Origin of the sequence: Streptomyces tibetensis, assembly GCF_007655005.1 — a bacterium.
GTDB classification, from domain to species: Bacteria; Actinomycetota; Actinomycetes; order Streptomycetales; family Streptomycetaceae; genus Streptomyces; species Streptomyces tibetensis.
On sequence record NZ_SZVW01000015.1, the window covers coordinates 105,907 to 131,453 of the forward strand.

24 protein-coding genes are annotated in these 25,547 nt (G+C 72.6%); 13 read left to right on the top strand and 11 right to left on the bottom strand.

What is annotated here, in order from left to right; translation table 11 throughout:
• Nucleotides 1-33: 33 nt before the first annotated feature.
• Together FDO69_RS25440 and FDO69_RS25445 are read right to left on the bottom strand one after the other, a co-directional pair.
• Nucleotides 34-621, bottom strand: coding sequence for a hydrogenase maturation protease (locus FDO69_RS25440; protein WP_104782174.1), 588 nt, complete (start codon nt 619-621; stop codon nt 34-36).
• Entirely contained in the window at nt 618-2,363 is a 1,746-nt protein-coding gene (locus FDO69_RS25445) for an enoyl-CoA hydratase-related protein (protein WP_104782175.1), read from the bottom strand. The genes FDO69_RS25440 and FDO69_RS25445 overlap by 4 nt, the downstream gene beginning before the upstream one ends.
• A gap of 275 nt (nt 2,364-2,638) precedes the next feature.
• Between FDO69_RS25445 and FDO69_RS25450 the strand changes: the two genes are divergently transcribed.
• From FDO69_RS25450 to FDO69_RS25460, 3 genes are all read left to right on the top strand, one after another.
• On the top strand, nt 2,639-3,727 hold the full coding sequence (locus FDO69_RS25450) for a LacI family DNA-binding transcriptional regulator (protein WP_104782176.1): 1,089 nt from the start codon (nt 2,639-2,641) through the stop codon (nt 3,725-3,727).
• Nucleotides 3,728-3,778: 51 nt separating this feature from the next.
• The gene (locus FDO69_RS25455) at nt 3,779-4,537 is read left to right on the top strand and encodes an IclR family transcriptional regulator (protein WP_104782177.1); all 759 of its coding nucleotides are present in this window, start codon (nt 3,779-3,781) and stop codon (nt 4,535-4,537) included.
• Between the two features lie 101 nt (nt 4,538-4,638).
• Nucleotides 4,639-5,862 (top strand): PP2C family protein-serine/threonine phosphatase, encoded by a 1,224-nt coding sequence (locus tag FDO69_RS25460; protein WP_104782178.1) that lies wholly within the window; start codon nt 4,639-4,641, stop codon nt 5,860-5,862.
• A gap of 89 nt (nt 5,863-5,951) precedes the next feature.
• Here the strand turns inward: FDO69_RS25460 and paaK are convergent, their stop codons facing one another.
• Both paaK and paaI read right to left on the bottom strand, forming a co-directional pair.
• Nucleotides 5,952-7,307, bottom strand: a complete 1,356-nt coding sequence (gene paaK, locus FDO69_RS25465; RefSeq protein ID WP_104782179.1) for a phenylacetate--CoA ligase PaaK — start codon at nt 7,305-7,307, stop codon at nt 5,952-5,954.
• On the bottom strand, nt 7,308-7,694 hold the full coding sequence (gene paaI / locus FDO69_RS25470; RefSeq protein ID WP_104782180.1) for a hydroxyphenylacetyl-CoA thioesterase PaaI: 387 nt from the start codon (nt 7,692-7,694) through the stop codon (nt 7,308-7,310).
• Nucleotides 7,695-7,908: 214 nt separating this feature from the next.
• Between paaI and paaA the strand changes: the two genes are divergently transcribed.
• From paaA to paaE, 5 genes are read left to right on the top strand one after another with little or no spacing between them, the layout of a single operon-like run.
• Nucleotides 7,909-8,895, top strand: coding sequence for a 1,2-phenylacetyl-CoA epoxidase subunit PaaA (gene paaA, locus FDO69_RS25475; protein WP_104782181.1), 987 nt, complete (start codon nt 7,909-7,911; stop codon nt 8,893-8,895).
• On the top strand, nt 8,892-9,185 hold the full coding sequence (paaB, locus tag FDO69_RS25480) for a 1,2-phenylacetyl-CoA epoxidase subunit PaaB (protein ID WP_104782182.1): 294 nt from the start codon (nt 8,892-8,894) through the stop codon (nt 9,183-9,185). The genes paaA and paaB overlap by 4 nt, the downstream gene beginning before the upstream one ends.
• Nucleotides 9,186-9,195: 10 nt before the next feature.
• Complete coding sequence (gene paaC, locus FDO69_RS25485; RefSeq protein WP_104782183.1) at nt 9,196-10,023, top strand: 1,2-phenylacetyl-CoA epoxidase subunit PaaC; 828 nt, start codon at nt 9,196-9,198, stop codon at nt 10,021-10,023.
• Complete coding sequence (gene paaD / locus FDO69_RS25490) at nt 10,017-10,532, top strand: 1,2-phenylacetyl-CoA epoxidase subunit PaaD (protein ID WP_104782184.1); 516 nt, start codon at nt 10,017-10,019, stop codon at nt 10,530-10,532. The genes paaC and paaD overlap by 7 nt, the downstream gene beginning before the upstream one ends.
• Nucleotides 10,532-11,647, top strand: coding sequence for a 1,2-phenylacetyl-CoA epoxidase subunit PaaE (paaE, locus tag FDO69_RS25495; protein WP_420878540.1), 1,116 nt, complete (start codon nt 10,532-10,534; stop codon nt 11,645-11,647). Before paaD ends, paaE begins: the two co-directional genes overlap by 1 nt.
• Here the strand turns inward: paaE and FDO69_RS25500 are convergent.
• The 4 genes from FDO69_RS25500 to FDO69_RS25515 all read right to left on the bottom strand — a co-directional run bounded on the left by FDO69_RS25500 (nt 11,584) and on the right by FDO69_RS25515 (nt 15,684).
• Nucleotides 11,584-12,840, bottom strand: a complete 1,257-nt coding sequence (locus FDO69_RS25500; RefSeq protein ID WP_234388093.1) for an acyltransferase family protein — start codon at nt 12,838-12,840, stop codon at nt 11,584-11,586. The two genes, paaE and FDO69_RS25500, sit on opposite strands and share 64 nt — an antisense overlap.
• Nucleotides 12,837-13,370 (bottom strand): hypothetical protein, encoded by a 534-nt coding sequence (locus FDO69_RS25505; RefSeq protein WP_104782186.1) that lies wholly within the window; start codon nt 13,368-13,370, stop codon nt 12,837-12,839. The genes FDO69_RS25500 and FDO69_RS25505 overlap by 4 nt, the downstream gene beginning before the upstream one ends.
• Nucleotides 13,367-13,972: an RNA polymerase sigma factor gene (locus tag FDO69_RS25510; RefSeq protein ID WP_104782187.1), complete on the bottom strand. Its 606-nt coding sequence runs from the start codon at nt 13,970-13,972 to the stop codon at nt 13,367-13,369. Before FDO69_RS25510 ends, FDO69_RS25505 begins: the two co-directional genes overlap by 4 nt.
• 62 nt (nt 13,973-14,034) lie before the next feature.
• A complete protein-coding gene (locus tag FDO69_RS25515) occupies nt 14,035-15,684 on the bottom strand; it encodes a PucR family transcriptional regulator (protein WP_104782188.1) in 1,650 nt (549 codons plus the stop codon).
• 227 nt (nt 15,685-15,911) lie between these two features.
• On the opposite strand from FDO69_RS25515, the gene FDO69_RS25520 reads away from it, so the two are divergent.
• The 3 genes from FDO69_RS25520 to FDO69_RS25530 are packed head-to-tail and all read left to right on the top strand — an operon-like array spanning nt 15,912 to nt 21,480.
• Nucleotides 15,912-17,180, top strand: a complete 1,269-nt coding sequence (locus tag FDO69_RS25520; protein WP_104782189.1) for an aspartate aminotransferase family protein — start codon at nt 15,912-15,914, stop codon at nt 17,178-17,180.
• Nucleotides 17,177-20,044, top strand: coding sequence for an FAD-binding and (Fe-S)-binding domain-containing protein (locus tag FDO69_RS25525; protein ID WP_104782190.1), 2,868 nt, complete (start codon nt 17,177-17,179; stop codon nt 20,042-20,044). Before FDO69_RS25520 ends, FDO69_RS25525 begins: the two co-directional genes overlap by 4 nt.
• Nucleotides 20,041-21,480 (top strand): NAD-dependent succinate-semialdehyde dehydrogenase, encoded by a 1,440-nt coding sequence (locus FDO69_RS25530; protein ID WP_104782191.1) that lies wholly within the window; start codon nt 20,041-20,043, stop codon nt 21,478-21,480. The genes FDO69_RS25525 and FDO69_RS25530 overlap by 4 nt, the downstream gene beginning before the upstream one ends.
• Before the next feature lie 94 nt (nt 21,481-21,574).
• On the opposite strand, the gene FDO69_RS25535 is transcribed toward FDO69_RS25530, so the two are convergent.
• Both FDO69_RS25535 and FDO69_RS25540 read right to left on the bottom strand, forming a co-directional pair.
• On the bottom strand, nt 21,575-22,141 hold the full coding sequence (locus FDO69_RS25535; protein WP_104782323.1) for a GNAT family N-acetyltransferase: 567 nt from the start codon (nt 22,139-22,141) through the stop codon (nt 21,575-21,577).
• Between the two features lie 53 nt (nt 22,142-22,194).
• Entirely contained in the window at nt 22,195-23,133 is a 939-nt protein-coding gene (locus tag FDO69_RS25540) for a MerR family transcriptional regulator (protein ID WP_104782192.1), read from the bottom strand.
• Nucleotides 23,134-23,317: 184 nt separating this feature from the next.
• Here FDO69_RS25540 and FDO69_RS25545 point away from each other — a divergent pair, with 184 nt between their 5' ends.
• Complete coding sequence (locus tag FDO69_RS25545) at nt 23,318-23,929, top strand: NUDIX domain-containing protein (RefSeq protein WP_104782193.1); 612 nt, start codon at nt 23,318-23,320, stop codon at nt 23,927-23,929.
• A gap of 259 nt (nt 23,930-24,188) precedes the next feature.
• Here FDO69_RS25545 and FDO69_RS25550 read toward each other — a convergent pair whose 3' ends face one another.
• Entirely contained in the window at nt 24,189-24,626 is a 438-nt protein-coding gene (locus FDO69_RS25550; protein ID WP_104782194.1) for a hypothetical protein, read from the bottom strand.
• Between the two features lie 84 nt (nt 24,627-24,710).
• On the opposite strand from FDO69_RS25550, the gene FDO69_RS25555 reads away from it, so the two are divergent.
• Entirely contained in the window at nt 24,711-25,415 is a 705-nt protein-coding gene (locus tag FDO69_RS25555) for a helix-turn-helix transcriptional regulator (RefSeq protein ID WP_104782195.1), read from the top strand.
• Nucleotides 25,416-25,547 lie beyond the last annotated feature (132 nt).

A 25,547-nucleotide genomic window follows, 5' to 3' on the forward strand; every position in this document is an offset into this window, starting at 1 on the left:
CGCTCCTCGCGGGTCGGTAGGGAAATCGTTCCGCTACCGATCCTCCGCGCCACCGCTCACCGTGCCCGGCAGCCCGGCCGACGACAGGGCGGCGGATTCGTCCGGGCGGCTCAACGGGGGCGTGGCCCCGGGGTCGGCGAGCAGTACCGGCACCATCGCGTGCAGTGCCGCGACGGCCCGCCCCACCGCCTCCCGCACCGTCGCGCTGATGCCCGGGGCGATGTCCTCGTCGGCCGGCGCCCGCAGCTCCGGCTCACAGGCCAGCACCAGGACGCGGGGGAGCGGCTCGTCGCCCAGGTGGGCGGCCAGGGCGAGAACCGTCGCCGGGTCCATGCCGTGCGCCTCGGGCGGGGCGCCCGCGGTGGATCGGCCGGGCAGGTCCGGCTCGATCAGCGACAGCGTGCCCGGCTCGTGCCCCCGCACGGCCGCGTCGACCAGCACGGCCGTGTCGTAGCCGTCGAGCAGCTCGTACGCCAGGTCCATGCCGCGGATGCCGAAGTCCCGCACCCGGACCTCCGGCGGCAGCGGGCGCAGGTCCAGGGCGCGGATCACCTCGGGGCCGAAGGCGTCGTCCGCGAGGAAGATGTTGCCGACGCCCGCCACGAGCAGCCGGGCGCTCACTGCGCGCCTGAGGTGGCAAGCGGCCGGGCGGAGCCGCCCGGGAGCTTGCGGACGAACGCGGACCGCAGCGCGTGGTACGGCGCCTCGGGGTCGAAGAAGACGGCGCGCATCCGGGCGAGTTCGTCCCTCCGGTATTCGGCGAGGGGGCGCTGGAGCTCGTCCGCGTGACGTGCCGTGGCCTTGGCGGTGATCCGGCCGGGGAGATCCGGATCGCCGGCCAGGTCGGCGGCCAGCCGCTCGACCTCGGCGGCGAAGTCCTGGGCCGCGACCGGCACCAGACGGTCCACCAGTCCGATCCGCTCGGCGGTCGCGGCGCTCACCGGCAGCGCCTCGCTCGTCAGCCGCTCGGCCGTCTCGACGCCCGCCCGGCGGGGCAGCGAGTACGTCCAGAACTCCGACCCGTACAGGCCCATGTTCCGGTAGTGCGGATTGAGGACGGCGCCCGCGCGACACCAGACTTCGTCGGCGGCCAGGGCGAGCATGACCCCGCCGGCCGCCGCGTTGCCTGAGAGGGCCGCCACCACCAGCCGGTCGGTGGTGCGCAGCACCGCCTCGACCAGGTCGTTCATGGCGTTGAGGTTGGACCAGGACTCTGCCGCCGGGTCGCCCGCCGCCTCGATGACGTTGAGGTGGATGCCGTTGGAGAAGAAGTCCCGGGCGCCGCCGAGCACCAGCACCGAGGTGGGGCGGGTGAGGGCGTAGCGCCAGGCGGCGAGCAGCCTGCGGCAGTGGGTGGTGCTCATGGCCCCGCCGGGGAACGAGAAGGTCAGAAAGCCGATGGGACCGCGCTGCCGGTAGCGGATGTCGGTCCAGGTGGTGCGGTCCGGCGGCAGTTCGAGCGGGGCCGCGATCTCGGGCAGCCAGTACGGGCGGTCGTACGCACCCGGCATGCCCGGGCCGCTGCCGGGCGGGGCCGGGAAGCCGGAGAGCACCGAGGCCGCGGGGCGACGGAACGGCGCCGGGTCACCGGAGCTCTTGCGGGGGCGCAGTTCAGGGATCCACACCGCGCCGTCCCGGGTGGCCCGGCAGACCGCACCGGCCCGGGTCGCAAGCAGCTCACCGGGCTCCCCGCGCAGCCGGTCCTCGGGGTACCCGCCGTGCAGGAACACCTCCCGGCCGCAGATCTCGTCCCGCACGCCGGGCTGCGAGTCGGCCCCGCGGAGCTTGCGCAGCACCGTCGCCCTGTCGTCGTTCTCCCAGTCGATCCGCCGTTGCTCCTGGCGGAAGAAGTCCCGCCACACCACGTGGATCCCGGGTTCGCTCTGCGGACGCGGTTTGTACGATCCGTCGGCGTAGCGCCGCACGGCCAGCAGCACGGCGGCCGTGGCGGCGTCCGCCAGCTCGTTGCGGTACACGTCGCTCTTGCCCGCCGGCGGCACGGGGAAGGAGCCGTCCGCCCACACGTCCCCCGCGTCCATGGCCGCCTCGGCCTGCAGCACCGTGACGCCCCACTCCGACGCTTCCTGGGCGATCGCCCAGTCCAGCGCCGACGGGCCCCGGTCGCCGGGCGGTCCGGGGTGCACGATCAGGCAGGTGTGGTCCCGCCACACGTCCTCCGGCAGGGCCGACTTCAGCATCGGGGCGACGATCAGCTCCGGGCTTGTCTCGCGTACGGCGTCCCGGACGGCGTCGGGGCCGTGCGAGGCGAGCACGACGTCCACGTGGTGCCCCTCGTCCGACAGTTCGGCGAACACACGCTGGGACAGGCTGTTGAACGCGCTGGCGACGAGCAAGATGTCCATGACACGGCATGGTCGCCCGTCTCGGGAGGGCCGCGAAGGACCACGGCGGCGTTTCGCGGTGCTCATCCGCTTCCGGCGGAACGGATACGCGGCGGCCGCCGCCGTGGTCCCGGGCCTGCGGTCACTCCGACCGGTGTGCCGCCGGGAGCGTCCACGCCGACGTCGAGGACGTGGCACACCGAGCGGGCACCAGGCACGGGTCCGGGGCGTTCGGGGGTGTGGAACGCTGGGCGTGAGGGGCCGTGGTGCGGCCGCCGGACACGGGGGAGTGAGCGATGACGCGAGTGGGAGGACGGGCCGGTGGCGGCGCGCCGCGCGGGGTGGACGTGGCCCGGCTGGCCGGGGTCTCGCAGAAGACGGTGTCGCGGGTCCTCAACGGGGAGCGCTATGTCTCCGAGGACGTACGCCGAAGAGTGCTCGAGGCGGCCGGGGAGCTCGGCTACCGGCTGAACAGCGCGGCCCGGGCCCTGGCCTCCGGGCGGACCCGCTCCATCGGCGTGATCACCCTCGGAACCGCCCTCTACGGCCCCGCCTCGCTGCTGATCGGCATCGAGCGGGCCGCGCGGGACGCCGGCTACGCGCTCCGCGTCGTCAACACCCTCGAAGGCGACCCGGGAGGGGTGGCCGGCGCCGTGGAGTCGCTGCTGGAGCAGGGCGTGGACGGCATCGTCGTCTCCGAGCCGATCGACGAAGGGCCGGTCTCCCTCAGCGTCGACGTGCCGGTCCTCGTGCTCGGCGCACCGGCGGCGTTCGGCGGTGCCCGCACCATGACCAGGGGAGTCGGCGCCGAACGCCTCGCCCGGACGGCCACCGAGCACCTGCTGGACCTCGGCCACGCGACGGTCCACCATCTCGCCGGCCCGCAACGGTGGTTCGCCGCCCGGGACCGGCTGGAAGGCTGGCGCGGTGCCCTCGCCGCACGCGGCATCGCACCGCCCGCCGTGCTGCACGGCGACTGGTCGGCCGCGTCCGGATACGCGGTGGGCCGCGAGCTCGCCGCGCACCGTGACTGCACCGCCGTGTTCGCCGCCAACGACGACATGGCCATCGGCGTCGTCCGCGCCCTGACGGAGGCCGGGCTGCGCGTGCCGGACGACATCAGCGTGGTGGGCTTCGACGACATCCCCGTGGCCGCCTACGTGACCCCGCCGCTGACCACCGTGCGGCAGCCGTTCGACGCCGTGGCGCGGGAGGGGCTCCGGCTCCTGGTGCGGGCGATCGAGGACCCGGAGGCGGACCTGCCGCCCGCGTACGACCCGCCGGTCGACCTCGTCGTCCGCGCGTCCACGGCACCGCCGCCCCGGGGCGCCCGCCCGCCGGCGCCTCCCCTCGCGCAGCCGCGAGGGGAGACGGCAGCCGACTGATCCACCAGCCTTCCCCTTGCCCGCGGCCCGGGCCTGCCGCACGCTGTTCGTATGGGTGGGCAAGACGGCCCTACGCTCATCAACTCCGTCCAGCGGGCCATGCGTCTGCTGGAGGCGGTGAGCGCGCACGAGAACGGCGCGCCGGCCAAGCAGCTGGCGCGTGAGACGGGCCTGCCCCTGGCCACCGCCTATCACCTGCTGCGGACCCTGGTCCACGACGGGTACGTGCGGAAGCTGGACGACGGCGGCTTCGTCCTCGGCGACAAACTGCAGACGCTGCAGTCCACGGGCCGTGCACAGGCGCTGCTCAGCCGCGTCCGGCCCACCCTCGCCGCGCTGCGGGACGAGCTCGCCACGGCCGCCTATCTCACCTTCTACGAGGACGGCGAGATCCGGGTCGCCGAGATCGTCGACGGCCCCGGGACACCCCGCGTCGATCTGTGGGTGGGCTTCGAGGACGCCGGGCACGCCACCGCACTGGGCAAGTCCGTCCTGCGCGAGATGGACGAGGAGGCCCGCCAGGACTACCTCTCCCGGCATCATCTCGCCGACCTCACCCCGCGGACGATCACCAGCCTCCCCGAACTCCTGCGGAGGCTCGAGACCCCGCCCATGGCCCCGGCCATCACGGACCTGGAGGAGTACTCCCTCGGCACGGTCTGCGTCGCCGTCCCGGTCTACAGCGGGGACACGCTCGGTTCCCTCGGCGTGTCACTGCCGTCGAACCGGCTCTCCCGGCTGCCGGAGATCCGGGAGCGGCTGCTTCCGACCGCGAGCCGCGTGACCAGGAGCCTCTCGCTCACTATCTGAAAATCCGCTTCTTGCCGGGGGTCGCCTCCACCCCGTTTTCTGGATAAGTCAGACATTTCCGGGACGTGCCCCGTGCACAGGTGAGGACTGCGGACACAGACATGAGCCAAGCCCGCAACCATGGCGACGACCACCCGCCCGTACGGCCGTTCCGCAACCGGGTGGCCGGTGCCGGGGCCTCGGCCCGCAGGCGCGCCGTCGCGCGGCTGGGCGTCGGTGCACCTGTCCTGCCCGTCCTGGTCGTCGCCGCCGTCGTGTCCGCCGACGTCGTGGGCGGGGCGGGGATGGTCTGGCTGCCCCTGCTCGCGGCCGGGCCGGCCCTGGCGGCCACGACCAACGGACCGCGCGGGGTCCTCTGTGTCGGCGTCCTCGCCGTGATGGTCGGTGCGACGCTCGGGATCCGGGACGCAGTGCCGGGCCGCGAACTGGCCGCCGTGCTGTCGGCCCTGGTCGCCGTCACGCTCGCGAGCGGCCTGGCCGGCGTGCTGCGCGGACGCCGGGAGCGGGTGCTCGCCGCCGTCCGATCGGTCGCGGAGACCGCCCAGCACGCCCTGCTCAAACCCGTGCCGTCGACCGTCGGGCCGTTCCAGGTGGCCGTCCGCTACAGCGCCGCGGCGGCCGAGGCCCGTATCGGCGGTGACCTCTACGCCCTGATACCCACCCCGCACGGGGTGCGGCTGATCGTCGGCGACGTGCGCGGCAAGGGGCTGCCCGCCGTCGGGACCGCCGCGCTGGTGCTCGGCGTCTTCCGGGAGGCCGCCCATGACGAACCCGATCTCCTCGCCGTCGTCGACCGGATCGAGCGGAGCCTCGCACGCAACCTCGGCCGCGACGACTTCGTGACCGCCGTGGTCGCCGGGTACCCGCGGGAGGGGCATCTGGAGGTGGTGAACTGCGGACACGCGCCCCCGCTCCTGGTGCGCGCCTCCGGGGCCATCAGTCCCGTGGAGCCCGAGCTCCCGGCGCCGCCCCTCGGACTGCGCGACCTCGCGGGGCACACCCCGGGACTCCACACGCTCCCCTTCAGCGACGGCGACCAGCTGCTGCTCTATACCGACGGGGTCACCGAGGCCCGCGACGGCGGCCGCGCCTTCTACCCCCTGGCCGAGGGCCTGAAGCGGCACGTCTCCCAGGAGCCCGCGCAGACCCTCGGCGCGCTCCACGAGGAACTGCTGGCCCATGTGGGCGGCAGGCTGCACGACGACGCGGCCCTGCTCCTCATCCGTAAGCCGGCCGTGCGCGCGACAGAAGCAGAGGCTCACGTCGCGAGCGGCCCCGGCCCGCACGCTCCTGCCCCGGTGCCCGAGGCGGAGTGCCGGTCCTGAGGGCCGCGGCGGTCACACGGGCCGGGACCTCCTGCCCTGGCGCCCGGGGCGGAGTGCCGCTCATGAGCGGTCGCCGCGGCCGCAGTGGCTCACGCCTCGCGCAGATCCTTCACCCGGCGGATCTTGCCGACGGAGCGCTCCAGGGTCTCCGGTTCGACGATCGTCACGTCGGCGGTGATGCCGATGCCGTCCTTGACGGCCCGGGCGATCGTTCCGGCCGCGGCCTCGCGCTGCTCGGGGCCGGTGCCGGGGCGGGCCTCGACACGGACGGTCATGTGGTCCAGGCGGCCGCGCCGGGTCAGCCGGATCTGGAAGTGCGGGGCGACGCCGGGCGTGCGCAGCACGATCTCCTCGATCTGGCTGGGGAAGACGTTCACCCCACGCAGGATGATCATGTCGTCGCAGCGGCCGGTGATCTTCTGGATGCGGCGGAACGCGGGCCGGGCCGTGCCGGGCAGCAGCCGCGTCAGATCGCGGGTGCGGTAGCGGACGACCGGCAGGGCCTCCTTGGTCAGGGACGTGAAGACCAGCTCGCCCTCCTCGCCCTCGGGCAGCACCTCACCCGTGACCGGGTCGACGACCTCGGGGTAGAAGTGGTCCTCCCATACGTGCAGTCCGTCCTTGGTCTCCACGCACTCCTGGGCGACACCCGGCCCGATCACCTCGGACAGGCCGTATATGTCGACGGCGTGGATGTCCGTCCGCTCCTCGATCTCTCGGCGCATCTCCTCCGTCCACGGCTCGGCGCCGAAGATGCCCACCCGCAGACTGCTCGTGCGCGGATCGATGCCCTGCCGTTCGAACTCGTCGAGCAGCGTGAGCATGTAGGACGGCGTGACCATGATGATCTCGGGCCGGAAGTCCTGGATGATCTGCACCTGGCGCGCGGTCATGCCCCCGGAGGCCGGAATCACCAGACAGCCGGCGCGCTCCGCGCCGTAGTGCGCGCCGAGACCGCCGGTGAACAGCCCGTAGCCGTAGGAGACGTGCACCTTGTGGCCCGGACGCCCGCCCGCGGCGCGGATCGAGCGGGCGACGAGATCCGCCCACATCGACAGGTCGTTCTCCGTGTAGCCGACCACCGTGGGGCGGCCGGTGGTGCCGCTGGAGGCGTGCACCCGCCGCACCCGGTCCATGGGGACGGCGAACATCCCGAACGGGTAGGTGTCCCGCAGGTCGGCCTTGGTGGTGAAGGGGAAGCGGGACAGGTCCGCCAGTGAGCGGCAGTCGTCGGGGGAGACCCCGGCCGCGTCGAACTTCTTGCGGTACGCCTCCACGTTGTCGTAGGCGTGCCGCAGGCTCCTGCGCAGACGGTCGAGCTGAAGCTCGCGCAGCTGCTCTCGGGTCAGCCGCTCCCCGTCGTCGAGCAGGTCGTGGGGGAGGGGCTCGCCGCGTCGCCGTCCCGTCGGCTCCGAGGCCCTGGGGGCCGTCGTCTCGCTGGTCATTCAGGATTCCTCCGGCCTCGTGCTCCTGATGCTACGGCTGCGGCCCCGGAACTCCGCGATCACCTCGTCGCCCCGCCGGACCGTCACGTCGTAGAGGCCGCTGCGCCCGTACCGGGTGCGTTCCTCGGCCCGCGCCACGAGCTCGTCGTCCTGGTGCGCCGGGGCGACGAAGGTGATGTCCGCGCCGGCCGCGACGGTCACCGGGCCGTGGCTGTTGCAGGCGCAGGCGAAGGCGCTGTCGGCGAGCAGGAAGACGTAGCCGCCGTGGGCGATCCCGTGCCCGTTCACCATCGCCGCGGTCACGGTCATGCGCAGCACGGCGGTCCCCTCGCCCTGCTCCAGCAGCTCGATCCCGAGCCCGCGGGAGGCCTCGTCCGCGGCGAACATCGCCTCCGCGGGTGGCGTCGTCGCGTCAGCGGTATGGGTCACTCTTCGCACCACCTCGTAGCCCGACCGAACATTCGGTTAGCCTGGCGTTGTCATGTAATCCAGCCGTCTCGACGCCTGTCAAGGGTCCAGGACTTGCTCAAGGGGTCTTACCAAGGCGCGCCGGCTTGTCCTACGATGGACCGAACGAATGGTCGGTTGGGAAGTGGGACGGATGGACACGACACACTCCAGCCCCCCGGGGGCGGACGGCGCCGAGCCGGCTCTCCAGCAGCACTTCGACGCCACGATCGCGCGGGACCAGCGGATCGAGCCGCGCGACTGGATGCCGGAGGGGTACCGGAAGACACTGATCCGGCAGATCGCGCAGCACGCGCACTCGGAGATCATCGGCATGCAGCCGGAGGGCGAGTGGATCACCCGCGCGCCGTCGCTGCGCCGCAAGGCCATTCTGTTCGCCAAGGTCCAGGACGAGGCCGGGCACGGGCTGTATCTGTACTCCGCGGCGGAGACGCTGGGCGCCGACCGCGCGGACCTCACCGAGCGGCTGATCGAGGGCCGCCAGAAGTACTCGTCGATCTTCAACTACCCGACGCTGAGCTTCGCGGACGTCGGGGTGATCGGCTGGTTCGTGGACGGCGCCGCGATCTGCAACCAGGTGCCGCTGTGCCGCTCCTCCTACGGGCCCTACGCGCGCGCCATGGTGCGGATCTGCAAGGAGGAGTCCTTCCACCAGCGGCAGGGCTACGAGCTGCTGATGACGATGATGCGCGGCACCCCGGAGCAGCGCGAGATGGTGCAGGACGCGGTGAACCGCTGGTGGTGGCCGTCGCTGATGATGTTCGGCCCGCCCGACGACGCCTCACCCAACTCCGCGCAGTCCATGGCCTGGAAGATCAAGCGGCACAGCAACGACGAACTGCGCCAACGCTTCGTCGACATGACCGTCCCCCAGGCCGAGAAGCTCGGCGTGACGCTCCCCGACCCGGAGCTGCGCTGGAACGAGGAGCGGGGACACCACGACTTCGGCACGCCCGACTGGGACGAGCTGATGCGGGTCATCAAGGGCGACGGCCCGTGCAACGACCAGCGGATGGAACGGCGCCGCACGGCCCACGAGGAGGGCGCCTGGGTGCGCGAGGCGGCCACCGCCCACGCCGCCAAACAGGCCGCCCGCGCGGAGAAGGGAGCGGTGGCATGACCGCCGACCGGCAGGACTGGCCGCTGTACGAGGTGTTCGTACGGGGCAAGCGCGGCCTGAACCACGTCCACGTGGGATCGCTGCACGCCGCCGACGATCGCATGGCCCTCACCCACGCCCGCGACCTGTACACCCGGCGCAACGAGGGCGTGTCCATCTGGGTCGTGCGCTCCGAGCACATCGCCGCCTCCACCCGCGACGAGAAGGACCCCTTCTTCGATCCCAGCGCCGACAAGGTCTACCGGCACCCGACGTTCTACGACATCCCCGAAGACGTCCCGCACATCTGAAGGAGAGGGCATGAGCGACGACCACGTCTACCTGACCCTCGCCGAGGGACACGAGGACGACACCCGCTGGGCCTACGGCACCGGCTTCGAGGACCCCCTGCACGGCGTGGACACCGCCGTGCCCGACGACGTGGACGCCGGTGAACTCGCCGCCCTGTGCGTCACCCTGGCCGACGACGCCCTGGTCTGCGCCCAGCGGCTGGCCGAGTGGACCACCCGCGCCCCCGAGCTGGAGGAGGAGGTGGCGCTGGCCAACATCGGGCTCGACCTGCTCGGCCAGGCCCGCCTGCTCTACTCCCGCGCCGGCCAGGCCGACGGCACCGGCCGCGACGAGGACGCCTTCGCCTACTTCCGCGACGCCGGCGACTTCCGCAACGTCCGCCTGGCCGAACTGCCCAACAGGGACTTCGCGTTCTCCGTCGTGCGGCTTCTGGTGCTCGCCAGCTGGCGCCTCGCACACTTCGAGCGGCTCACCGCGCACCGCGACCCGGTGCTCGCGGCGATCGCCGCCAAGGGCCTGAAGGAACTGGCCTACCACCGCCAGTACGCGGCCGAGTGGGCCGTGCGCCTCGGCGACGGCACCGAGGAGTCCCACCGCCGGATGCGCAGGGCACAGGAGCAGGTCGCGCCCTACCTGGGCGAGCTGTTCACGGCGTACGACGTCCGGGACGAGGTCGTCGCGGTCCTCCGCCAGGTCACCGAGGCGGCAGGACTGCCCATGCCGGTCTACCGCCCCCTGCCGGGCTCGGGCCGCACCGGGGACCACACCGAGCATCTCGCCCCGCTGCTGGCCGAGTTGCAGGGCGTGGCCCGGGCCCACCCGGAGGCGACATGGTGACGGCACTGCGCGACGCGCGACGGGCCCGGCGCATCGCCGAGCAGGTGCCCGACCCGGAACTGCCCATGCTCACCCTGGCCGACCTCGGCGTACTGCGCGAGGTGTCGCTCACCGAGGACGGCACGGTCGTCGCGAGCCTGACCCCCACGTACTCGGGCTGCCCGGCGATGGCGGAAATGCGCGCGGGCGTGGCCGCCCGGTTGCGCGAGGCGGGGTACGCGCACGTGGAGATCCGCACGGTCCTCGACCCGCCGTGGAGCACCGACTGGATCACGGCGGAGGGCCGCCGCAAGCTCGCCGAGCACGGCATCGCCCCGCCCGGGGCAGCGCCGCGGCACGCCGCCGGGCCGGTTCCGCTCGTGCTGTCGCCGCCCCGCCGCTCGGTGCCCTGCCCCCGCTGCGGTCACCCCGACACCGAGGAGACCTCCCGCTTCGGCGCCACCTCCTGCAAGTCCCTGTGGCGCTGCCTCGCCTGCCGCGAGCCGTTCGAGTACGTCAAGGAGATCTGATGGAGGACCTGATGGAGCCGGCCCCCGCCCCGGCGCCGCGCCCGCGTGCCCGCCGACGTCCGGTCTTCCACCCCCTGCGGGTCGCCGCCGTGCAGCCGCTGTGCGAGGACGCGGCGGCCCTCAGCTTCGACATCCCGGCCGAGCTGGCCGAGGAGTTCACCTTCGCACCCGGACAGTCGCTCACCCTGCGCCGCGATGTCGACGGCCGGGACGAGCGCCGCTCGTACTCGATCTGCGCCCCGGCCGGCACAGCGCCGCGGATCGGCGTCCGGGTGGTGCCGGGCGGCCTGTTCTCCTCCTGGCTGGTGCATGACGTACGCCCCGGCGACACCGTCGAGGTCATGGCGCCCACCGGTGCCTTCACCCCCGACCTCACCGCTCACGGCCACCATGTCCTCATCGCGGCCGGCTCCGGCATCACGCCCATGGTCTCCATCGTGGAGTCCGTCCTGGCCGCCGACCCCCGCTCGCGCGTCACCCTGCTCTACGGCAACCGCCGCACCGGCACGGTCATGTTCGCCGACGAACTCGCCGACCTGAAGGACCTCTACCCGACGCGGTTCCAGCTCGCCCACGTCCTCTCCCGCGAGCCCCGCGAGGCCGAGGTGCTCTCGGGCCGACTCGACGCCGAGCGGCTCTCGGCGCTCGTCGACGCCCTGGTGGACGTGGAGTCGGCCGACCACTGGTGGCTGTGCGGCCCGCACGGCATGGTCCGCGCCGCCCAGCAGGTCCTGACCGGCCTCGGCGTCCCCGCCGACCGCGTCCACCAGGAGCTGTTCTACGCGGACGACGAGCCCGTCCGCGAGGTCCGGCACACCGAGACCGGCCCCTCCGGCCCGGTCAGCCAGGTCACCGTCACCCTCGACGGCCGCTCCACCACGTCCCCGCTGCCCCGCGACCGCACCATCCTGGAGGGGGCCCAGCAGACCCGTCCCGACCTGCCCTTCGCCTGCAAGGGCGGTGTCTGCGGCACCTGCCGGGCCCAGATCACCGACGGCAAGGCCGACATGCGCCGCAACTTCGCCCTCGAACCGTCCGAGGTCGACGCGGGCTACGTCCTCACCTGCCAGTCGTTCCCGGTGTCGGAGGAACTGACGGTGGACTTCGACACCTGATCGTCCGACGCCCGATCTCCCGAGCGGCGGGCCAGCCTGCGGCCCCAGGCCTGGCCCGGCGCTTCGACGTGGCGGTGGGTGAGTACGCACAGGGGCAACAGGACGACGAAGAAGGCCACTTCGAGCACGTCGTCGTCGTGCCCGCGTCCGGCGGTGCCGTCGATCACCGCGAGCAGCACCGGATGCACCAGGTACACCGAGTAGCTGACCGCTCCCAGGCCGGTCAGCGGTCGCGGTACGCGCCGGCCGCGCCATGCCCAACCGGCGGCGAAGGTGAGCACGGCCAGCAGGAACGCCGTGATCCAGCCGCGCCGGGTGAAGTGGTGGCCGTCGCCGTACCGATAGGCGCTTCCCACGGCACAGACGACCACCAGTACGGCGGTGACCCCTGCGCGGCGCCAGGTGCTCCGCCCTCGCTCGGCACGATGGACCGCGGTCCCGAGGAACATGACGGCGAGGATCACCAGGCCCTCCCACAAGGGGACCGTGCCGTTGAACGCGACCAGCACGAGCCCCAGCGCTCCCCCCAGTACACCCCCGAACACCCGCGGCACGGGTGAGCCGGAGCTCGCGCAGCAGAGGGCGACGCCCATGGCGATCGACGCGAAGGCGATCAGCGGGCCGGTGCCGACCAGACCGGACAGCGCGGAAGCCGGCAGCACGGCACCCGCCGTCGCGCTCACTCCGGCGAGGACCGCCAGGACCACCGCGACCGCCGCGGACCGCTGGTGCAGCCGGACCGTGAAGAGCGCGACGACCAGCAGGTAGAAGCACATCTCGTACGACAGCGTCCAGAGGACGAGCAGGACGTTGGGCGTCCCCAGCAGCTCCTGGAGCATCGTGACGTGTGCGACGGCCACGGTGAGCGTGCTCTGCGAGCCGACGTCGCGCAGCTCGGTGAGCCCCAGGACGTCGACGGCGAGCAGCGCCGCGACGACGACCGCCCACAGCGGGTACACCCGGAAGACCCGCCCGATCCAGAACGTCCGCACACAGCCCCGGCGTTCCAGCGACGCCGGGATGATGTACCCGCTGACCAGGAAGAACACCATGATGCCGTAGCGGCTGGTGTTGAACTGAGGCATCAACTCCGCTCGGAGGCCCGGCATGAAGGTGTGCGAGGAGTGGTCGAACACCACGACGAGGGCGGCGAGTCCGCGCAGCGCGTCGAGCCAGCCCAACCGCGCGCTCACCGGGCGCAGGGCCTCACCTCGTAGTGCTCGATCTCGTCCCGGGGCACCGGCTCGCCCCAGGAGTTCTTGATCACCAGCGTGCTGCCCCGGCGCAGGGTGACGGGCCAGGCGCGGATGGGGTCGCCCTGGGCGGTGAGGACCATCACCCGGGGGATCTCCCGCGGACTGCACACGTCCCCGGGAGCGACCACGTTCACCCGGATGCCCCACGGGCGCACGCGCTCCGCGAGTTCCAGCTGGTCGTGGATGCCGAAGCCGCTTGTCCTGACGGTGAGTTCGACACTGCCGTCGTCGTGGCGTTCCGCCGCGAACGCGCCGGAGTCGGCGGGCGAACCGGGCACCGCCACCGTGGCGGCCCACGCGGCCGCGCAGGCCGCCACCACCACCGCGATCCGCCGCGGGGCGAACCGGCGGCGCACGGAAGCCGTCGCCCCGCCCACGTCGTCCGCCCCGGACCCCGCCGCCCGCAGGGCGATCTCCCCCTTGAGCTCAGTGAGCAGCCGGTCCTCGAACGTCGTCCTCGCGCTCATGCTTCCCCCCTCGCCACGTACACCAGCGATGCCTCCGCCGTCCGGTCGGTCCGGCAGTCCGCCTCCTCGCGCAGCGCCTTGCGCGCCCGATGCAGCCGGACCCGGGCCGTGACCTGGCGGATGCCCAGCGCGGCCGCGGCCTCGGTGACCGTGAGCTGGTCGACCGCGATCAGCTCCATGACGGCCCGCTCACCCTCGGGGAGTCGCTCCAGCGCGGCAAGGACGCGCCGCCCGGGGCTCTCCGCGTCGAGCTTGTCCTCGATGCGGGCGATGTCGTCGGGCTCCAGCAACCGCCGCCCGCAGACGCGCCGATCGCGTTCGCTCTCCCGGGCGATCCGGCGGCGCTCCGACGACACCACGTTGCGGGCGATGCCGTACAGCCATGCGGTCTCGCTGCCGAGGTGCGGCCGGTACGTGCCGGCCGAGTCGAGGACGGCGAGGAAGATCTCGGCCGTCAGGTCGGCCGCCGTGTGCGGGTCGTCCACCCGGCGGGCGACGAAGCGCAGCACCGCGTCGACGTGACGCCGGTAGAACTCCTCGAAGAGCCGCGGGTCGCCGAGCGCCGCAGCGGACCCGCCCCGTAACCGTTCCGCGTCGTCCACGCGTGTCCCCTTCTCGTCGGCAGGTGCCTGTCACTCGTTCTTGGAACGGGACGGGAGAAGCGTTACAGGGGATGCGCTCCCCGGTCGGCGCGCAGCACCCGCAACGCCGTGAGCGCCACGTGGAGCTCCGTGCGGCGGTCGCCCGATTCGAGGTCGGTGTCGAGGAGGCGTTCGATGGCGCGCAGGCGCTGGTACATGGTCTCCCTGGACAGGCCCCCGCGACGGGCCGCCGTCGTCTTGTTGCCGGCCGCGTCGAGGTAGTGGCCCAGGGTCGTCAGCAGGTCGGTGCCGTGCCGGGTGTCGTGGTCGATGAGCCGGCCCAGTCGGCGTTCGGTGTAGTCCTGGATCCTGGTGTCCTCGCGCAGCGCGTACAGCAGCCGGCTCAGGTCGACGTCCGGCAGCTCGTGGAAGGAACGGTCCGCGGGCAGGGCCTGGCCGGGCGGGGTGGCCTCTATGACCCGGGCCGCCTCCCGGAAGGAGCGTGGCGTGTCGGCGAGGTCCGCCACCTCCGAGCCGACACCGACGATCGCCGCCGGGGCCAGAGCCAGCGCGGTGCGGCTCAGCCGTTCGGCCACGGGGCGCCAGGGCTGGGCCGGGCGCAACGCCAGCAGGACACCGATGCGGCCGGGGGAGAGTTCGCCGACCAGGGCCGGGACGCCGGCCGACCTCAGCTCCCGGTGCAGCCGGGTCTCCGGCTCGGCACCCTCCCCGCCGGGCCCCGGGTCCACGAGGATCGCCAGGAACACACCGGCCTCCGTGGGCAGGCCCAGCGCGGCGCAGCGGGCACGGACGTCCTCGGGGGAGTGGTGGCGCTGCTCCGCCAGCTCCCGCAGTGCGTTGCGATGGGCCGTGCGCTCCCACGGCGTGGAGTGGATGAGCCGGGCCACGGTCAGCGCCATCGCCGTCCGCTCCAGGACGGTGACGTGCTCCGGACCGAAGACCGGGCCGTCGCCGGGCAGCATGGCCAGCCGCCCCCAGCGTTCGCCCTGGTAGGAGACGGGCGCGGTGAGCCAGCCCTCCGGGCCGCCCACCTCGGTGTGGTCGCCCGGTTCGATCGCCCGGGAGCGCCGCTCCCAGTCCCCGAGCGCCTCCTCCACCGTGCTCCCCGAGGGCTCGCAGATCAGCGCCTGGTGCACCAGGTTCTCCAGCACGACCGTCCGGCCGCTCATCTCCGCCGCCGCGCGCACCACGTCCTCCGGCCCCGCCCCGCGCAACGTCAGGGCCGTGAACGCCTCGTGGATCCGCTGGGTGCGGCGCATCGCATCGGCCTGGCTGCCGAGGATCAGGGCGTGCACGACCTGCGTGACCTCGAGGAAGTTGACGTCACGGGCCAGGGTGACCAGGGGGAGCCCCCGGGCCCGGCAGGCCTGCACGAGGGCGTCGGGCGGCCGGTGGTAGCGCCGTACGAGTTCGATGACCAGGGCGGCCGCCCCCACCTCGGTGAGTTCCTCGACGTACCGGCGGACCCCCGCGGCGTCCTCGGGCAGCGGCATGCCCGTGGTCAGGACCAGCTCGCCGCCCTTGAGGAAGGAGGCGGGGTCCGTCAGCTCGGTGATGTGCACCCAGCGAACCGGCCGGTCCAGCCGGTCCAGCCCCGTGACGACCTGGGGCTGCCCGGCGGCCAGGACCGGCAGGGCGAGGACGTCGGCGAGGGTCGGCGCACGGCCGGCCGGGGCGGCGTCCGGGCCGGCCGTCGGGGGGTGAGCGTTCACGGTGCCTCCCTGCGTGCCCGGTCACTCTGACAAGCGGCGCTGACCTGCGCAAGAGCTGTCCACGGGAGGGGCGGGCGGTGCCCGTGGGGTTCGCAGGTTGACACATCGTCCGGACAACGGGTTCCGGCTGGACAGATCACGCGTTGTCCCGTTTCGCGACGGCTCGGATGCTCGGGTACCGGAGCTGAGCCAAGCCACCAGACCTCGTCGTACGGCCGGGAGACACCATGACCGCACTGTCGCCGCACCTTCGCCAGGCCACGCCCGTCGTGGCCACCCGGGGCGAGGGCGTCCACCTCTACGGTGAGGACGGCCGCCGCTACCTCGACTTCACCGCCGGCATCGGCGTCACCAGCACCGGGCACTGCCACCCCGAGGTCGTGGCGGCGGCGCAGGAGCAGGTGGGCACGCTGATCCACGGCCAGTACACGACCGTCATGCACCAGCCGCTGCGCCGCCTCGTCGACAAGCTGGGCGAGGTGCTGCCGGCCGGTCTGGACAGCCTGTTCTTCACCAACTCCGGCAGCGAGGCCGTCGAGTCGGCCCTGCGGCTGGCCCGCCAGGCCACCGGCAGGCCCAACGTCCTGGTCTGCCACGGCGGCTTCCACGGCCGTACGGTCGCCGCCGCCTCCATGACCACCTCCGGCATCCGCTTCCGGTCCGGGTTCTCGCCGCTGATGAGCGGCGTGGTCGTCACCCCCTTCCCGACGGCCTACCGCTACGGCTGGGACGAGGAGACCGCCACCCGCTTCGCGCTGAAGGAACTCGACTACACCCTCCAGACGATCTCGTCGCCCGCCGACACGGCGGCGATCATCGTCGAGCCGGTCCTCGGCGAGGGCGGCTACGTCCCCGCCAACCGCGCCTTCCTCGAAGGGCTGCGGGAGCGGGCGGACCGGCACGGCTTCCTGCTGATCCTCGACGAGGTGCAGACCGGCGTCGGCCGCACCGGCCGCTTCTGGGGCCACGACCACTTCGGCGTCACCCCCGACATCCTGGTCACCGCCAAGGGCCTCGCCAGCGGCTTCCCCCTTTCCGGCATCGCCGCCTCCGAGGAGCTGATGACGAAGGCCTGGCCCGGCTCGCAGGGCGGCACGTACGGCGCCAACGCCGTCGCCTGCGCCGCCGCCTGCGCGACACTGGACGTCGTACGCGACGAGAAGCTCGTCGAGAACGCCGAGGCGATGGGCAAGCGGCTCCGCCAGGGTCTGGAGGCCGTCGCCGACCGCACCCCGGGCATCGGCGACGTCCGCGGCCTCGGTCTCATGCTCGCCACCGAGTTCGTCACCGAGGACGGCAGCCCCGACCCGGAGACCGCCGCCCGCGTTCAGCGCGCCGCGATCGACGAGGGCCTGCTCCTGCTGCTGTGCGGCGCCTGGAACCAGGTCGTCCGTATGATCCCGGCGCTCGTGATCGACGAGACCGGCGTCGACGAGGGCCTCCGGGCCTGGGCGAACGCCGTCGAGGCCGGAACCTCGGGAGCGTCGGACCGATGACCACCGCCACCCGCGACCTGGCGGGTCTTGTGGCCCGTATCGCCGAGCTCGCGCCCGGTCTGCGGGTGGAGACCGGCCCGGGGGCCACCGGCCCCTACGCCTACGACGCCTCCAACTACCGTGTGCCGCCGAGGGCGGTGGTCTTCCCGCGGGCCGCCGAGGACGTGGTCGCGGTGGTGCGGGCCTGCCGCGAGACGGGTGTGCCGGTCACCGCCCGGGGCGGCGGCACGAGCATGGCCGGCAACGCCGTCGGCCCGGGTGTGGTGCTGGACTTCTCCCGGTACATGAACCGGATCCTGGACATCGATCCCGTGGCGCGCACTGCGCGGGTCGAGGCGGGGGTGGTGCTGGATGCGCTGCGCGGTGCGACGGCGCTGCACGGGCTCGACTTCGGCCCGGACCCGTCCTCGCACAGCCGCTGCACGCTCGGCGGGATGATCGGCAACGACGCGTGCGGGAACCGGTCGGTGCGCGACGGGCGGACCAGCGGGCATGTGGAGGCGCTGGAGATCGTGACGGCCGACGGCGTGCGGGCCGTGGCCGACCACGCCGGGCTGCACGCGCTGGACCCGGCCGACGCCGGTGCCGTCGCCCGGCTGGAAGCCGACCTCAAGCGTCTGGTCGGTGAGAACTTGGCGCTGATCCGGACCGAGCTGGGCCGGATCCCGCGTCAGGTCTCGGGATATCAGTTGCAGCATCTGCTGCCGGAGAACGGCTTCGACCTGACCCGTGCTCTGGTGGGCACCGAAGGCACCTGTGCGGTCGTCACCGCCGCGACGGTCCGCCTGGTGGCGACCGCACAGGCATCCACCCTCCTCACGCTCGGCTACGACGACGTGGTCACCGCGGCCGAGGACGTGCCGGAGATCCTGCGCTTCGCGCCCAGTGCGGTGGAGGGCATGGACGAGGCGATCGTCGCGACCATGCGCGCCCGCCGCGGCCCCGATTCCGTCACCGGCCTGCCCGAGGGCCGGGCCTGGCTGTACGTCGAGCTCGAAGGCGACGACCAGACCACCGTGAACGCCCGGGCCGAAGAGTTGCTCGATGCGCTCAAGGCCCTGGGACGGCTGAGCGGTGGCCGGGTCGTGGCGAGCCCGGCGGAGCGGCGTTCGCTGTGGCGGGTGCGGGAGGACGGGGCCGGACTGGCGGCCCGGCTCGTCGACGGCGGGGAGTCCTGGCCAGGCTGGGAGGACGCGGCAGTCGCCCCGGCGGACTTGGCCGCCTACCTGCGCGGTTTCCGCAAGCTGCTCGCCGCCCACGAGCTGACCGGTGTGCTGTACGGGCACTTCGGCGCCGGATGCGTCCATGTGCGGATCGACTTCGACATGGCCACGGACGCAGGCCGGACGGTCATGCGCCGGTTCCTGTCGGAGGCCGCCGCGTTGGTTGTCGAGCACGGCGGCACGCTGTCGGGTGAGCACGGTGACGGACGTGCCCGCAGCGAACTGCTGAAGGTCATGTACAGCCACCGCATGATCGCCGCGTTCGCCGCCTTCAAGAAGACCTTCGACCCCGAAGGGCTGCTCAACCCCGGTGTCATCGTCGATCCGGCTCCGCTGGACACCGACCTTGCCCTGCGCGAACTACCGCTCGTGGACACGACGTTCGGCTTCCCGCACGACGAGGACGGCTTCGCCGGTGCCGTGCGTCGCTGTGTCGGGGTCGGCCGCTGCCGCAGTGACGCGGGCGGGGTGATGTGCCCGAGCTACCGGGCCACGGGCGAGGAGAACGACTCCACCCGCGGCCGGGCCCGCATGCTCCAGGAGATGGTCCGGGGCGAAGCCATCGGCGACGGCTGGCGCTCCACCGAGGTCAAGGACGCCCTCGATCTGTGCCTGTCCTGCAAGGCCTGCTCCAGCGACTGCCCGGTCGGTGTCGACATGGCTACCTACAAGGCGGAGTTCCTCCACCAGCACTACAAGGGCCGCCTACGGCCCCGCTCCCACTACTCCCTCGGCTGGCTGCCCCGGACCTCCGCCCTGGCCGGGTACGCGGCCCGCCCGATCAACCTGCTGCTGCGCGGACCCCTCGGCACGTTCCTGGCCCGCCTGGGCGGCGTCACCACCAAGCGCAGAATCCCCGCCTTCGCCTCCCGCCGCGCCCTGCGCAAGACCCTCCGCGCTGCGAAGACCACCGAACCGGCCAAGGCCGTCCTCTTCGTCGACAGCTTCACCCGTGCCTTCCGCCCACAGGTCGCGGGAGCGGCGAGCCGCGTGCTCGCCGACGCCGGTGTCCCCTGCACCTCGCGGGACGGCCTGTGCTGCGGGCTGACCTGGGTCAGCACCGGCCAGCTCGCCACGGCCCGCAAGATCATGGGCCGCACGGTCGCCGCCCTCGACAACGGCGACGACCGGCCGATCATCGTGGCCGAACCCAGCTGCGCCGCAGCCCTCAAACGCGACGTGCCCGAACTCCTCGGCAGCGAGGCGGCCCGGCGCGTGGCGGACCGCGTGCAGACCTTCACCGGCGCCCTGAGCGACCTGGCCGACCCGGGCTGGACCCCGCCGCCCCTGCCCGAGAACGTCGTGCTGCAGACCCACTGCCACGAGTACGCCACCTTCAAGGGCCGCCGCCCTGCCGACCTGCTGCGCCGCCTGGGCGTGCGCACGGTGGACGAGGCCGAGGGCTGCTGCGGACTCGCCGGCAACTTCGGCTTCGAAGCCCAGCACTACGACACCTCCATCGCCGTCGCCGACCTCGCCCTCACACCGCGCCTCGACGCACTCGACGGACGACCCGTCATCGCCGACGGCTTCAGCTGCGCCACCCAGATCGACCATCTCGCCGGCGACCAGGACGTCCGCGCCCTGCACCTCGCCGAACTCCTCGACCCCGCCGCCGATCAACCAGGAGAGACGACATGACCGAGGTACTGACCCAGTTGTTCATCGGCGGGGCCTGGGTGGATGCCGCGGACGGCGCCACCATGCCCGTCGACGACCCCGCCACCGGCGAGACCCTCTGCCACGTCGCCGACGCCGGCCCCAAGGACGCCCGGCTTGCCGAGGAGGCGGCCGTCCAGGCCCAGCCCGACTGGGCCCGCACCGCGCCCCGGGCACGCAGCGAAATCCTGCGCCGCGCCCACGAGCTCATCCTGGAACGCACCGACGAGCTCGCCCACCTGATGACGTCCGAGATGGGCAAGCCGCTCGCCGAGGCCAGGGGAGAGGTGGCCTACGCCGCCGAGTTCTTCCGCTGGTTCTCCGAAGAGGCCGTGCGCATCGACGGCGGCTGCGGTCTGCTGCCCGACGGACGCAACCGCATGCTGCTCTCCCGCCGCCCGGTCGGCCCCTGCCTGCTGATCACGCCGTGGAACTTCCCGCTGGCCATGGGCACCCGCAAGATCGGCCCGGCGATCGCTGCGGGCTGCACGATGATCCTCAAGCCAGCCCCGCAGACCCCCCTGTCCAGCCTCGCGCTGGCCGGGATCCTCAAGGAGGCGGGCCTGCCGGACGGAGTGCTCAACGTCGTCACCACCTCCCGCGCCGGCGAGGTGTGTGAGCCGCTGTTGCGCGGCGGCCGGATCCGCAAGCTGTCGTTCACCGGCTCCACCGCCGTCGGCCGGCTGCTCCTCGCCCAGTGCGCCGACACCGTCGTACGCACCTCGATGGAGCTGGGCGGCAATGCCCCGTTCATCGTCTTCGAGGACGCCGACCTGGACGTGGCGGTGGACGGGGCGATGATCGCCAAGATGCGCAACATGGGCGAGGCCTGCACCGCCGCCAACCGCTTCTTCGTCCACCGCTCGGTCGCCGCCGAGTTCGGACGGCGGCTCGCCGAGCGGATGGGCGCCCTCGTGGTGGGCCCCGGCACCCGGGACGGCGTCGACGTCGGCCCGCTGATCGACGCCAACGGACGCGCCAAGGTGGAGGAGCTCGTCGCCGACGCCGTGGACCGCGGCGCCGAGGTGCTCGTGGGCGGTCGGAGGCCTGAAGGGCCGGGCAACTTCTATCCGCCGACGGTGCTGGCCGGTGTCGACCCCGGCAGCCGGCTGATGGGCACGGAGATCTTCGGCCCGGTCGCCGCGATCCTCACCTTCGACGACGAGGACGAGGTCCTGCGCCGCGCCAACGACACGCCCTGGGGCCTGGTCGGCTACGTCTTCACCCAGGGACTGGACCGCGGCCTGCGCGTCAGCGAAGGCCTCGAGGTGGGCATGGTCGGCCTGAACACCGGCCTGGTCTCCAACCCGGCGGCTCCGTTCGGCGGCGTCAAGCAGTCCGGGCTCGGGCGTGAAGGCGGCCGCGTCGGGATCGACGAGTTCCTGGAGTACCAGTACGTGGCGGTGCCCGTGCGATGAGGGCGGGGCCCGTCGTTGGGCGGGCCGGTGGCGGGTGACCTCGAACCGTCCGCGTGGTCGGGGCCGGTGGGTCGGTCGTCCGGGCATTCGGATCTCAGGCATCCCGGCGCCGTACGTGCAGATGGCCCTCGCGGGGAAAGGAGGGAGGCGCCGCCGGCAAGACTCTGTCAAGGCCGTACCGGCTCTTGTGCGCCACGCGACACGAGGCCGGGTTGTCCACCTGGTGCAGGAGTTCCAGACGCTCCAGCGCGTCGGCCCCCAGGACGTCGAAGGCCCAGCCGGTGAGCGCCTCCAAAGCGCGCGGCGCCACACTCCGCCCGCGGGCGTGCGCCGCGGTCCAGTAGCCCACCTCGGCCGACGGCTTTCCGGAGGCCACCTCCTTGAGGACCACGTGGCCGACCAACTGCCCGCGGGGCGAATCGGGGTGCGTTTGAAGAACCGCGAACCCGAACCGTTCCCCCGCTGCCCAGCCTCGCTCCTGGTCCCGCACCCACCGCGACGCATCGCCCTCGTCCTCCACGGCCGAGCTCGTCCAGCGGCGCAGTGCAGGATCCCGAAACACGTCGACGAGAGCGGCAACGTCGTCCACACACCAGGGACGCAGGGCGAGGGCGGGAGCGGATGGCGTCGGGCTCGCATGCAGGGTGACGATGTCGTTCACCTGCCGATGGTATGCGGCGGTGTCCCGCCCCCACGCCGGCGATCTCCGGCCCACTACCGTTCCATTCGGACGCGCACGGCCTCGATGGACCAGTTGAACGCCGGCCCCAGGCTCTCCGGAGCGGGCCAGCCGTTGATCACCGCGAGCAGCTGGAGGTACCGATCCCGGCGTGGGTCGCTCGCACTCTCAAGCCGGGCCAGCAGCCGGCGGCGCAACTCGGTGTCGTCGGGGCGGTCGAGGACGTCGGCGCAGTGAGCCGCAAGCGCCGCAACGATCGGATCGGCCTGCTGCGAAGTCGGGGCGATGCCCGCCGCCAGGGCGGGGCCGACCCGGTCACGGACGACTGCACCGAGGTCACGGCGAGGGCCCGTGGTGTCGTCTTGTGTCTGTTCGGCCGCGTGGTCCTCGGCCATCCGCCGCACGCCGGCGCGGAAATCCGGTTCTGCGGCCAGTTGGGCCCACTCCACCCATGCCCGGACCTGCTCCGCCTCGGGGCTGTCGGCTATCTCGGGGGTCATCGAGCGCCTGATCCCCGCCCATGCGGGGTCCGTGTCGTGACTGCCGAAGGCGGCGTCGAGGAAGTCGCCGATCAGACGGTGGCGTTCGTCCACGGAGAGCCGGGCCAGCTTGTGCATGAGATCCGTCTCCTCAGCGGTGAGCCCGCGCTCGGCCACCGCCGTCAGCACCGCATGCCGCAGGCGCAGGACGCGGATCTGCACGGCCAGGGCTTCGGCGTGCGTTGCGGCGACCTCGGGAAGCGAGAGTTCCCGGTCCACGACCCTGCGGATCGTGGGCAGGTCCACACCCAGGTCCCGCAGGGTCCGCACAAGGTCCAGGCGCGCGACGGCGTCGATGCCGTAGAGGCGGTAGCCGGCCGGGCTGCGGTCTGTCGGCGCCACGATCCCGCGATCGGAGTAGAACCGAATGGTCTTGACCGTCAGGCCGGTCCGCCGGGCCAGTTCACCGATCGAATAGAGCATGTCGCCGTCCATGCCCCTACCTTGACGTCTCCCCCTACGGGAGACTCAAGCGCAGTCCACCCACCGACAGCCGATCGCACCTCACGCTGTGACGATGCCGAGCAGCACTCGGCGTAGCACCGCATCCTGCCGGTACCCGAGAAACGAACGGTGTCCGTCGATCACCATTGTCAGTGACTCCTGCAAGCATGCGCAGATGCCCTCGACCAACCACCTGCTCATGGCCCTTGACGATCAGCCGCGTGCCCACCTTCTGGAGCTGATCGGTGCTGTCGATCCGTGGGACGACCTGGAGCGCACACACAGGGAGACCGCCACGCAGTGGATCGCCGGCGGAGCCCCGCTCTACCGGCTGGGCAAACCGGATGTTCCAGCGATGCACTTGGTGAGCTACTTCGTTGTCCTCGACGACAGGCTCGGGCAGCTGCTGCTCGTCGCGCACCGCAAGTCGGGCCTGTGGCTGCCGGCAGGGGGGCACGTCGAGCCGGGCGAGAGCCCGTGGGCCGCGGTGGTGCGCGAGTGCCGTGAGGAGCTGGGTATCGAGGCTGCGGCGTCGCCGATCACCGGCGAGCTTCCCCTCTTCCTCACCGTGACCCAGACCCTGGGGCAGGGCGCACACACCGACGTCTCGCTCTGGCACCTTCTCATTGCCGATGCTGACACCATCACCGACTACGACCACGGCGAGTTCGACGCCATCCGGTGGCTGACCGGCGAACAGGTGCTGGAACAGCCGGCCGGGCTGCTGGACCCCCACATGCACCGTTTCACGCGCAAGCTGCAGCACGTGCGGTGGACCCGCGGGTAACCCGCGACACCGCGGCGACGATCGCCGAGGCGCGGGTTCCCGTGGTGGCTGGTGACCGGCCGAACCCGTTCGTGGAGATCCCCGCCTCGCACGCTCTGTATGCGCGCCGGCCCGGCCGGACCTGGACCGGCCGGCCGCCGAAGGCGCCGCTTGCCGCCCCGACTGTCCGCGGACCGGACACGGACCTCCTTCACACCCTGCGGGTGAGCCGATGGAGGGGCCCACCCGCCTCGTCACCTCCGGTGGCCGCTGCCTGCCGTCAGTGAGACCGCCGCTTGTCGTTGTAGCGCTGGGCGAGCCGGGCGAGGGCCACCGCCCCGAGCAGCAGGCCGAAGTCGCGCAGCGCGATGTCGTAGTAGTCGGGGATGGTCAGCAGGTTGACGATGATCCCGGCGAGCCATCCGGCCACCAGCCAGCCGCCGAAGCGCGGGGCGAGCGCGACGGCAAGGCCCGCAACGATCTCGATCACTCCGACTGCGTACATGGCCGCCTGGGCACTCCCGGGAACGATGTCGTTGATCCACGGGGCGAGGTAGGCAGGCCAGTCCACGAGCAGGTTGGCGAACTTGTCCAGCCCGAACAGGATCGGCGCCACGGTGAACCCGGTGCGCAGGATGACGAACGCCTGGTAGCCGGGATCGCTGAGCGCGGACCGCCGGGAGGCGGCGGATGTGGTGGTTGTGGTCGCGGACGACATGACGCCCTTCCTTCTATCGGCAACTCTCATTAACGATAGAAGCGCGGAAACCTTCTTTAGTCAATCGCTGTGGGTTTTACACTGGTGTTCGTGGACCCCTCGAAGGAAGTAGCCCGCCCCGACGTCTCCGCCGTCGCCGCACTCGACGAGCCGACCCGCAGGAGGCTCTACGACCACGTCGTGCGCCGGCCGGAACCGGTCAGCCGCGACGAAGCCGCCGAGGCCCTCGGCCTCGCCCGGCAGACGGCGGCCTTCCACCTGGACCGGCTGGCCGACGAATCGCTGCTCGACGTCGTCTACGAGCGGCGCAGCGGCCGCACCGGACCCGGAGCGGGTAGGCCCGCCAAGCTCTACAAGCGCTCCGCAAAAGAGGTCACGGTCAGCCTCCCGGAGCGGCACTACGAGCTGGCCGGACGGCTCCTGGCCCAGGCGCTGGAGGAATCCGAATCCACAGGTGAACCGGTCCGCTCGGTTCTGCACCGAAAGGCCCAGGTGCTGGGCGCCCAACTCGCCGGACCGGGCCAGGCGGACGTGTTCGCCGTGCTGGAAGAGAACGGCTTCGAACCCCGCTCCGACGGTGATGCCATCGTCCTGGGCAACTGTCCCTTCCACGCGCTCGCCCGCGAGCACACCCAGACGGTGTGCGGCATGAACCTCCACCTGCTCCGCGGCCTGCTGGACGGGCTCGCCGAAAGCGGCCTCCAGGCATGCCTCGCGCCCAGCCCCGGTCACTGCTGCGTCCGGCTGGAGCCGGATTCCTCGCCCTACACCGGCGTGCGCCCGTCCTGAGGACACCACCCGCCGCTCCCGGTGCCGCATCCCCCCCGAGAAGTACGGCACGGGCACCACCACACGGCGCTGCCGCGGTGAATCCGCCCTTCGCTGCGGCAGGCCATGAGGCCGGCAGTCGGTCAGGGCCTC

Bases quoted from the DNA above. Each gene is read 5' to 3' on its own strand.
- FDO69_RS25445 (WP_104782175.1), bottom strand. From the start codon at position 2,363: ATGGACATCTTGCTCGTCGCCAGCGCGTTCAACAGCCTGTCCCAGCGT.
- FDO69_RS25450 (WP_104782176.1), top strand. From the start codon at position 2,639: ATGACGCGAGTGGGAGGACGGGCCGGTGGCGGCGCGCCGCGCGGGGTG.
- FDO69_RS25455 (WP_104782177.1), top strand. From the start codon at position 3,779: ATGGGTGGGCAAGACGGCCCTACGCTCATCAACTCCGTCCAGCGGGCC.
- FDO69_RS25460 (WP_104782178.1), top strand. From the start codon at position 4,639: ATGAGCCAAGCCCGCAACCATGGCGACGACCACCCGCCCGTACGGCCG.
- paaK (WP_104782179.1), bottom strand. From the start codon at position 7,307: ATGACCAGCGAGACGACGGCCCCCAGGGCCTCGGAGCCGACGGGACGG.
- paaI (WP_104782180.1), bottom strand. From the start codon at position 7,694: ATGTTCGCCGCGGACGAGGCCTCCCGCGGGCTCGGGATCGAGCTGCTG.
- paaA (WP_104782181.1), top strand. From the start codon at position 7,909: ATGGACACGACACACTCCAGCCCCCCGGGGGCGGACGGCGCCGAGCCG.
- paaB (WP_104782182.1), top strand. From the start codon at position 8,892: ATGACCGCCGACCGGCAGGACTGGCCGCTGTACGAGGTGTTCGTACGG.
- paaC (WP_104782183.1), top strand. From the start codon at position 9,196: ATGAGCGACGACCACGTCTACCTGACCCTCGCCGAGGGACACGAGGAC.
- paaD (WP_104782184.1), top strand. From the start codon at position 10,017: ATGGTGACGGCACTGCGCGACGCGCGACGGGCCCGGCGCATCGCCGAG.
- paaE (WP_420878540.1), top strand. From the start codon at position 10,532: ATGGAGGACCTGATGGAGCCGGCCCCCGCCCCGGCGCCGCGCCCGCGT.
- FDO69_RS25505 (WP_104782186.1), bottom strand. From the start codon at position 13,370: ATGAGCGCGAGGACGACGTTCGAGGACCGGCTGCTCACTGAGCTCAAG.
- FDO69_RS25520 (WP_104782189.1), top strand. From the start codon at position 15,912: ATGACCGCACTGTCGCCGCACCTTCGCCAGGCCACGCCCGTCGTGGCC.
- FDO69_RS25525 (WP_104782190.1), top strand. From the start codon at position 17,177: ATGACCACCGCCACCCGCGACCTGGCGGGTCTTGTGGCCCGTATCGCC.
- FDO69_RS25530 (WP_104782191.1), top strand. From the start codon at position 20,041: ATGACCGAGGTACTGACCCAGTTGTTCATCGGCGGGGCCTGGGTGGAT.
- FDO69_RS25540 (WP_104782192.1), bottom strand. From the start codon at position 23,133: ATGGACGGCGACATGCTCTATTCGATCGGTGAACTGGCCCGGCGGACC.
- FDO69_RS25545 (WP_104782193.1), top strand. From the start codon at position 23,318: ATGCCCTCGACCAACCACCTGCTCATGGCCCTTGACGATCAGCCGCGT.
- FDO69_RS25550 (WP_104782194.1), bottom strand. From the start codon at position 24,626: ATGTCGTCCGCGACCACAACCACCACATCCGCCGCCTCCCGGCGGTCC.